The sequence below is a fragment of the Streptomyces sp. NPDC058157 genome, assembly GCF_042884105.1.
Lineage (GTDB): Bacteria > Actinomycetota > Actinomycetes > Streptomycetales > Streptomycetaceae > Streptomyces.
This window is the reverse complement of sequence record NZ_JBHVUQ010000267.1, coordinates 1-8,274: the sequence shown is the minus strand read 5'-3', so window position 1 is coordinate 8,274 and position 8,274 is coordinate 1. Positions and strand designations below refer to the sequence as shown.

The window sequence follows — 8,274 nt, the reverse complement described above, 5'->3', positions numbered from 1 at the left end:
CCCCCGTACTCCCCCGTACTCCCCCGTTCTTCCCCCCGTACGACCGCCGGCGGCTACTCGCTGGCGATCGCGTTCAGGACGTTCATCCGGCCCGCCCGGAACGCCGGGACCAGGGCGGCGAACAGGCCCACCAGGGCCGAGCCCGCGAAGACCGCGAGGATCGTCGCCCACGGGATCTCCAGCACCTTCAGGCCCTGGAGCGCGAGGAGCTGCTGCGCGGTGGCGCCCCAGCCCATGCCCAGCCCCAGGCCCAGCAGGGCGCCGAAGAGGGCGATGACCACCGACTCCAGGCGGATCATCCGGCGCAGCTGGCGGCGCGAGAGGCCGATGGCGCGCATCAGGCCGATCTCACGGGTCCGCTCGACCACCGACAGGGCCAGCGTGTTCACCACGCCCAGCACCGCGACGACGATCGCCAGGGCGAGGAGGCCGTAGACCATGTTGAGCAGCTGCCCGACCTGGTCCTTGAGGTCCTTCTTGTAGTCGGTCTGGTTGAGCACCTTGTACTGCGGGTACTGGGCCATGGCCGCCTTCAGCGCCGTGTACGCGCTGTCGGCCTGCCCCTTCTGCGCCTTGGCCAGCAGCATGAACGGGCGCGGCAGCTGGTCGGCCGGCACGTTGGCCTCGGCGGTGGCGGTGCTGACGTACTTGACGCCCTTGTCGAGGTTGCCCTCGTCCAGGGTGATCGCCGCGACCCTCAGCTTGACGGTCTTGCCCCCGTTGAAGGCCACGCCCAGTTCGTCGCCGACCTTCACGTGGTGCTTGGCGGCGTACTCCGAGCCGACGGCCATCGCGCCGGGCGCGTACGCGTCCTGGTGCTGCCCGGCGGTCGTCTTGCGGCGGACGTCCTGGGCGTAGGAGGGGTCGGTGGCGCTGAGCCGGTCCTGGGCGGAGGTGCCGTCCGGGGCGGTGATCTTCGCCTCGACCTCGCGGTAGGCGGTGACGTGGTCCAGGCCCTTGACCCCGCGCATGGCCTGCTCGGCCTGCGGCATCAGCGGCTGGCCGCCCTGGGAGGCGACGATGTAGTCGGCGCCGACGGTGCGGTCGAGCTCGTCGGTGGCGGAGGCCACCATCGAGGAGCCGACGACCGACAGGCAGGCGACCAGCGCCAGTCCGATCATCAGCGCGGCGGCCGTGGCCCCCGTACGGCGCGGGTTGCGCAGGGCGTTGCGCTCGGCGAGCCGGCCGACGGAGCCGAAGGGCCGCAGGACGGGCGCGGCCAGCAGCCGGACGACGACGCCCGCCAGCAGCGGGCCGATCACGATGAACCCGATCAGGCTGAACAGGACGCCGAGGGCCAGCCACAGCGAACCGGCGGAGGCCTGGTCGGCGGCCGCGGCGAGGAACAGGGCCGCGGCGCCGGCGCCGGTGAGGACCAGGCCGAGGACGGCGCGGACCACGCCGGCCTTGCGGTCGCCGGGGGTGCCGGCGTCGCGCAGGGCGGCCATCGGGGAGACCTTGCCGGCCCGGCGGGCCGGGACGTAGGCGGCGACGACGGTGACGACGGTGCCCAGGAGCAGGCCGGTGACCGGGGTCGTCCAGCGGACCGTCAGGTCGCCGGTGGACAGGTGCATGCCCATCGAGCCCATGAGCTTCATCAGGCCGACGGCCAGGCCGACGCCCGCCGCGACACCGGCGGCGGAGCCGACGACGCCCAGCAGGAGGGCCTCCAGCAGCACCGAGCGGTTGATCTGGCCGCGGTCGGAGCCGATGGCGCGCATCAGGCCGATCTCGCGGGTGCGCTGGGCGACCAGCATCGAGAAGGTGTTGAAGATCAGGAAGATGCCGACGAGGAAGGCGATGCCGGCGAACCCGAGCATCACGTACTTCATGACGTCGAGGAAGCCCATGTCCTTCTTGTTGGCGGCCGTGGCCTCCTTGGCGGTCTGCAGCTTGTAGGTGTCCGCGCCGAGGACCGAGGCCACGTTCTTCTTCAGCTGCTCGTCGCTGACTCCGTCCTTGGCGGTGACGTTGACGTGGGTGAAGGTGCCGGGCGCGCCGAGCAGCTTCTCCTGGGCGGTGGCGGTGTCGAAGTAGACGATGGCCGCGCCCGGGTTGGTGACGGTGAAGGAGGCGATGCCGCTGATCTTCGCGCGGACGTCGCCGGTGACGGCGATGGTGCGCAGCTCGTCGCCGAGCCTCAGGTGGTGCTTGTCGGCGGTGTCGGCGTCGACCATCATCTCGGTCGGTCCGCGCGGGGCCCGGCCGGAGGTGATCTTCATCGACTTGAGTTCGCCGTCGTTCCAGTTGCCGGCGATGGTCGGGGCGCCGGTGGTCGACCCCATGTTCTCGTTCTTGGAGTCGACGACGGTGACGGCCGTGGACATGACGCCGCCCTCGACGGACTTGACCCCCTCGGCGCCGCGCACCTTCTCCACGGCCGAGCCGGGCAGCGTCTGCGGGCGGCCCCGGTTGGGGTTCTCCTCGCCGTCGGCCGGCTCCTTGGGGCTGACGGTGACGTCGGAGCTGGTGACGGCGAACAGCTTGTCGAAGGTGGTGTTCATGGTGTCGGTGAACACCAGGGTGCCGCAGACGAAGGCGACCGAGAGGAGCACGGCGACGGCGGACAGCGCCATGCGGCCCTTGTGCGCGAAGAAGTTGCGCCGCGCGGTCTTCATGACGGTCACGAGGTCCGCCCGCGCGCGTCGAAGTCCTTCATCCGGTCCAGGACCTGGTCGGCGGTGGGCCCGTACATCTCGTCGACGATGCGGCCGTCGGCCAGGAAGATGACGCGGTCGGCGTAGGAGGCGGCGACCGGGTCGTGGGTGACCATCACGATGGTCTGGGCGAGCTCGTCCACCGACTGGCGCAGGAAGCCGAGCACCTCGGCACCGGCCCGCGAGTCCAGGTTTCCGGTGGGCTCGTCGCCGAAGATGATCGCCGGGCGGGCGGCGAGGGCGCGGGCGACCGCGACGCGCTGCTGCTGGCCGCCGGACAGCTCGGTCGGGCGGTGCTTGAGGCGCCCGGCGAGGCCGACGGTCTGCACCACGCGGTCCAGCCACTGCGGGTCGGCCTTGCGGCCGGCGATGTCCATGGGGAGGGTGATGTTCTCCAGGGCGTTCAGCGTCGGCAGCAGGTTGAACGCCTGGAAGATGAAGCCGATCTTGTCGCGGCGCAGCTGGGTGAGCTTCTTGTCCTTCAGGCCGGTGATCTCGGTGTCCTCGAGGTGGATCTGCCCGCTGGTGACCGTGTCCAGGCCGGCCAGGCAGTGCATCAGGGTGGACTTGCCGGAGCCCGAGGGGCCCATGATCGCGGTGAACCGGCCGCGGTGGATGTCCACGTCCACGTGGTCGAGGGCGACGACGCGGGTCTCGCCCGAGCCGTACGCCTTGACGACCTGGCGCGCCCGTGCGGCCACGGAGCCGTGTCCCCCGCCGCTTCCGTGCCTGGTCTCGGTCATCGCCGTTGTCACTGCTTCTCCCCGTGTCGGTGTGGTGCGTGCGTGCCGCCGCCCACCGGTGTGTGCGCGTGCGTGCGTGCGTCGCCGTCGTGAAGTCTGCTGAACGGGGCGCGTCCGGCGCCCTGGTGCCCGTCGCCGTATCCGCCGGGGGTTAACCCCACCCCGCCCCCCGCGGCCCCGCCCATGTGAACCAGTTAAAGACGTGCGGGGCCCTTCGGCCTCCTCCGCCGGGACGAAAGTCCCCTGGGCCCAAATGCTGAGGGACCCCTAGGGGTCGTCCCCCCTTCGGCGGACCGGACGTAGGGGACACCTCCCGGGCCACCCCGCGTGAGATGGGGATTCCGCCCGGCGCACCCCGGTGAGAGGGTGTCTGCGCGGACGAAGGGAGAAGCCGGTGGAGACGGACGAGGGCGGGGGCGCGGCCTCCCGCGGAAGGCCGGCCGGCGCCTCCGGGGGAAAGGTTTCCGCCACGGAGGCGGACGCCGCCGTACCCCTACAGGGCCGGCCGCCGGCGAAGGTCGTCGCGTCGCTGATGCTGTGCATGGCCCTGGTCGCGCTCGACACCACGATCGTCTCGACCGCCGTCCCCCAGATCGTCGGGGACATCGGCGGGTTCTCCGTCTTCTCCTGGCTGTTCTCCGGCTACCTCCTCGCCGTGACCGTCACCCTCCCCGTCTACGGCAAGCTCAGCGACACCTTCGGCCGCAAACCGGTCCTGGTCTTCGGCACCGCCCTGTTCCTCGCCGGCTCGCTGCTGTGCGCGTCCGCCTGGGACATGGGCGCGCTGATCGCCTTCCGGATCGTCCAGGGGCTGGGCGGCGGCGCCCTGCAGAGCACCGTGCAGACCCTGGCCGCCGACCTCTACCCGCTGCGCGACCGCCCGCGCATCCAGGCCCGGATGACCACCGTGTGGGCGAGCTCCGCGCTCATCGGCCCGGCCCTCGGCGGGGTGATCGCCGGGTACGCGGGCTGGCGCTGGACCTTCCTGGTCAACGTGCCGATGGCCGGGCTGGCCCTGTGGCTGACCGTCCGCCACCTCGTCGAACCCCGGCGCTCCCCGGGCCGGCGCGGCCCCGTCGACTGGGCGGGGGCGCTCGGGATCTTCGCGTGCGGCGGGCTGCTGCTGTTCGCGCTGGTGCAGGGCGGGGTGGCCTGGCCGTGGCTGTCGGCGCCCTCGCTGGGGCTGCTGGGCACGAGCGCGGTGCTGGCGGGGGTGGTGGTGCGGGTGGAGCGCAGGGCCGCGGACCCGATCCTGCCCGGGTGGGTGTGGCGGCGGCGGACCATCGCCGCCGTCAACCTGGCGATGGGGGCGCTGGGGCTGCTGATGGTCGCCCCGATGGTGTTCATGCCGACCTACGCGCAGTCCGTGCTCGGGCTCGGGCCGGTGGGGGCGGGGCTGGTGGCGGGGCTGATGACGCTGAGCTGGCCGCTGTCGGCCGCCGTCTGCCAGCACGTGTACCGGCGCATCGGCTTCCGCGACACCGCCGCCCTGGGAGTGGGGCTGGCCGCGGTGGTGCTGTTCGCCTTCACCCTGCTGCCGTATCCCGCGCGGGCCTGGCAGCCCGCGGTGATCATGCTGCTGCTGGGGGCGGCGCTGGGCCTGTTCCAGCTGCCGCTGGTGGTCGGGGTGCAGTCCACGGTGGGCTGGGCGGAGCGCGGTACGACCACCGCCTCGGTGCTGTTCTGCCGCACCGTCGGGCAGGCGGTGGGGGCCGCGCTGATGGGGGCGGTGGCCAACGCGACCGTCGCCGCACGGCTGGGACGGGACCACCTGCCGGGGCTGCCGCACCGGCTGGACGACGTGTCACGGGCCCTGGCCGAGCCGGGCAGCCTCTCGCGCGCCGCCTCGGAGCACCTGCGGGGGGCGGTGGCGGCCGCGGTGCACCACATCTTCCTGGGGGCGGCGTTCGCGGGGGTCGCGGCGGTACTGGTGCTGCTGCTGGTGGCGCCCAGGCGGTTCCCGGTCCTGCCGGAGCACGAATGACGGCTGCTTGACAACTTGTCATGCCCGCCCTGCTCGGGTGAGGCTCTCCCCAGGACCGCACCCCGGGGGGACGACATGACATCCGCACTCTTGGCACTGGCGTTACTGGCCGCCCTGGCCGGCCCCGTCATCCTGCGCCTGTACCGCAGGCCCGGCTTCGTCACCGGACGCGACGGCCGGCTCTCCACCTCGACCACCCTGGCCCTGGCCTGGACGGTGGTCCTGGTCTGGCTGCTGCTCACGATCCTCGGCTACGGGCTGACGGCGGGCGGCGGAACCGGCTACTTCCGCGGTGCACACGGCCCGCTGTCCGCCCTGACCACCGTCTACCTCCCGCTGCTCGGCGGCCCGTACGTCGCCCTGATCGCGGCCAAGACGGTCGTCGGGATCCGGGTGGAGAACGGCACCCTGGCCAAGCCGGCCCCCAGGCCCACCGCCACCGGACGCCGCCCGCTGCGGGAGCTCATCGCCAACGACAGCGGCCGCACCGACCTCGTGGACCTCCAGTACGTGGCCCTGAGCGCGGTGACGATGCTCTACGTCGTCCTGTTCTTCCTCTCCGACGTGGGCGCCGGGCTGCCCGAACTCCCGGGCGAGATCTGGGCGCTGACCGGCGCTCCGGCGGGGGCGTACCTGGTGAACAAGATGGCCACCCGCGGCAACCCCGTCATCACCCACGCCGCCGTCACCCCCGACGGCGTCCTCACCGTCGAGGGCGGCGGCTTCACCGACCCGCGCCTCACGGTGGACGACACCCCGCTCCCGGCGGCCCAGGACCCGGCGACGGGCACCCTGACGGCCGCCCTCCCGCCGGACACCAAGCCCCCGTTCACGGTGGTGGTCACCTCCCGCGGCCTGCGCAGCGACCCGTACCACCACGCACCCGCACCGGCCTCGGCCACCACCACCGGGCCCTCCGCCGGGCCCGCCGCCGGCTAGACCCCGTCCACCCTGGTCAGGGTCAGCTTGCCGATCCAGTCCAGCTCCCCGGGGTACTCCCACTCCTCCGGGTCCGCGAGCACCGCCGGCAGATCGGCGCGGTCGACCAGCGGGCCCGGCTGGAATCCCGGATCGCCGTTGGGCGCGGTCCACGGGACCACCCGGTGCACCTGGACCAACCCCCGGTCCACGAGGCCCAGCAGGATCGGGACCAGATGGGAGACCGGCTTCTCCTTGTCCTCCTCCACCAGGTCCCCCCAGACCCCGGGCAGGATGTCGATCTCCGTGGCGTTCAGCACGAACGCGTACTCGTTCTCGGTCAGCGCGTCCCAGTCCATCAGGCCCGCTCCCCCTTGTGCCGGGCGTGGTAACGGGCCACCCGGGCCCGGTTCCCGCAGGCCGACGACACGCACCAGCGCCGGCGGGGGTGGGCCGGCAGGAACAGCAGCACGCAGTCCTCCGCCTCACACCCGCGCACCGACCCCACCCGCGCGTCCGTCAGCAGGTCCACGACCGCCTCCGCCAGCTCCGCGGCCAGCCGCGCCGCCGGGGCGGCCTCGCGGTGCGGGGCGGCCGCCGGACCGGTCAGCGCCGACCAGTACAGCTCGCGGGACACGGGGGCCGCGGCGAGGACCGCGTTCAGCGCCTCCAGCTCCGCGGCCGGCGGCCGCTCACCGTGCCGGACCGCCTCCAGCAGCGGCCCCGCGACCTCCCGCACGGCATGCACGGCGGCCACCTCGGCCTCCCCCACCTCGGCGACCCGGCCCAGCCGGTCGCCCTCCACGGCCAGCCAGGCGGCCAGGCCGGCCCGGTCGGCGATCAGATCACCGGCACCGGTCGGCCGGGTGTTCAGCAGGTCGAGCGCCAGGGGCTCACCGGTCAACGGAAAGAACGTCACCGGCTAATGCTACCAACTCCCCTTGACACATTAGCGATTCCTGCCCGAAGCTAATGCCACTTGACGACCTGGAGGCATGTGATGATCGCGCACCGCACCGTCGACGTCGCCGGCGTGACCGTGGCCTACCGCGAAAGCGGCCCCGCCGACGGCCCCGTCCTGCTGCTCCTGCACGGCTTCCCCACCGCCTCGCACCAGTTCACCCGCCTGATGGACGCCCTCCGCGACACCCCGTACCGGCTGATCGCCCCCGACTACCCCGGCTTCGGCCGCACCGACACCCCGGCCGGCTTCACGTACACCTTCGACCGCCTCGCCGACATCGTGGAGGGGTTCACCGACGCCCTCGCCCTCGACCGGTTCGCCCTCTACGTCTTCGACTTCGGCGCCCCCGTCGGCCTCCGCCTCGCCACCCGCCGCCCCGAACGCGTCACCGGCCTCATCGTCCAGAACGGCAACACCTACGACGAGGGACTCTCCGACGCCGCCCGCCAGTTCGCGGGACTTCGGCGGGAGGTCCCGGGCAACGAGGAACGGGTGCGCCGCCTGTTCACCGCCGAGGGCACCCGCTTCCAGTACGAGACCGGGGTCGCGGACCCCGCCCTGATCTCCCCCGACAACTGGACCCTCGACGTCCACTACCTCGGCCTGCCGGGGCGCGAGGACGCGCAGGCCGACCTCGCCTTCGACTACGCCTCGAACTTCGCGCACTACCCGGCCTGGCAGGCCTGGCTCCGCGACTCGGGCGTCCCCGTACTGGTCGTCTGGGGCGCGGGCGACCCCTTCTTCACCCCTGCCGGGGCGAAGGCGTACCTGCGGGATGCGCCGGGGGCGGAGGTCCACGTCTTCGAGGGCGCCGGGCACTTCGCCCTCGAAACCCACCTGTCCGAGATCACCCCGCTGATCGACGACTTCCTGACCCGCCTCTGACCATCCCCGGCCCGAAGCTCCCCGCCCCGCCCTTCCTCCGTTCCCTGGGCTCCGCCCAGACCCCCCGAGATCGCAGACATCCCGCCTGCGGACCGCGTCGGGGGGGGGGGGCCCCCCCCCCCC

7 protein-coding genes are annotated in these 8,274 nt (G+C 72.9%); 3 read left to right on the top strand and 4 right to left on the bottom strand.

What is annotated here, in order from left to right; genetic code table 11:
- Positions 1 to 53: 53 nt before the first annotated feature.
- Positions 54 to 2,627: an ABC transporter permease gene (locus tag ACFVXK_RS35070; protein WP_389620251.1), complete on the bottom strand. Its 2,574-nt coding sequence runs from the start codon at positions 2,625 to 2,627 to the stop codon at positions 54 to 56.
- Positions 2,624 to 3,400, bottom strand: coding sequence for an ABC transporter ATP-binding protein (locus tag ACFVXK_RS35065; RefSeq protein ID WP_389620248.1), 777 nt, complete (start codon positions 3,398 to 3,400; stop codon positions 2,624 to 2,626). Before ACFVXK_RS35065 ends, ACFVXK_RS35070 begins: the two co-directional genes overlap by 4 nt.
- Before the next feature lie 394 nt (positions 3,401 to 3,794).
- On the opposite strand from ACFVXK_RS35065, the gene ACFVXK_RS35060 reads away from it, so the two are divergent.
- A complete protein-coding gene (locus ACFVXK_RS35060; RefSeq protein ID WP_389620244.1) occupies positions 3,795 to 5,384 on the top strand; it encodes an MFS transporter in 1,590 nt (529 codons plus the stop codon).
- 75 nt (positions 5,385 to 5,459) lie between these two features.
- Positions 5,460 to 6,323, top strand: coding sequence for a hypothetical protein (locus ACFVXK_RS35055; RefSeq protein ID WP_389620241.1), 864 nt, complete (start codon positions 5,460 to 5,462; stop codon positions 6,321 to 6,323).
- On the opposite strand, the gene ACFVXK_RS35050 is transcribed toward ACFVXK_RS35055, so the two are convergent.
- Positions 6,320 to 6,661, bottom strand: a complete 342-nt coding sequence (locus ACFVXK_RS35050; protein WP_389620238.1) for a hypothetical protein — start codon at positions 6,659 to 6,661, stop codon at positions 6,320 to 6,322. The genes ACFVXK_RS35055 and ACFVXK_RS35050 overlap by 4 nt on opposite strands.
- Positions 6,661 to 7,221 (bottom strand): CGNR zinc finger domain-containing protein, encoded by a 561-nt coding sequence (locus tag ACFVXK_RS35045; RefSeq protein WP_389620235.1) that lies wholly within the window; start codon positions 7,219 to 7,221, stop codon positions 6,661 to 6,663. Before ACFVXK_RS35045 ends, ACFVXK_RS35050 begins: the two co-directional genes overlap by 1 nt.
- A gap of 81 nt (positions 7,222 to 7,302) precedes the next feature.
- Between ACFVXK_RS35045 and ACFVXK_RS35040 the strand changes: the two genes are divergently transcribed.
- Positions 7,303 to 8,151, top strand: a complete 849-nt coding sequence (locus tag ACFVXK_RS35040; RefSeq protein ID WP_389620232.1) for an alpha/beta fold hydrolase — start codon at positions 7,303 to 7,305, stop codon at positions 8,149 to 8,151.
- Positions 8,152 to 8,274: the final 123 nt, after the last annotated feature.

Coding starts and splice junctions, on each gene's coding strand:
- ACFVXK_RS35040 (WP_389620232.1), top strand. CDS start 7,303: ATGATCGCGCACCGCACCGTCGACGTCGCCGGCGTGACCGTGGCCTAC.
- ACFVXK_RS35055 (WP_389620241.1), top strand. CDS start 5,460: ATGACATCCGCACTCTTGGCACTGGCGTTACTGGCCGCCCTGGCCGGC.
- ACFVXK_RS35065 (WP_389620248.1), bottom strand. CDS start 3,400: ATGACCGAGACCAGGCACGGAAGCGGCGGGGGACACGGCTCCGTGGCC.
- ACFVXK_RS35050 (WP_389620238.1), bottom strand. CDS start 6,661: ATGGACTGGGACGCGCTGACCGAGAACGAGTACGCGTTCGTGCTGAAC.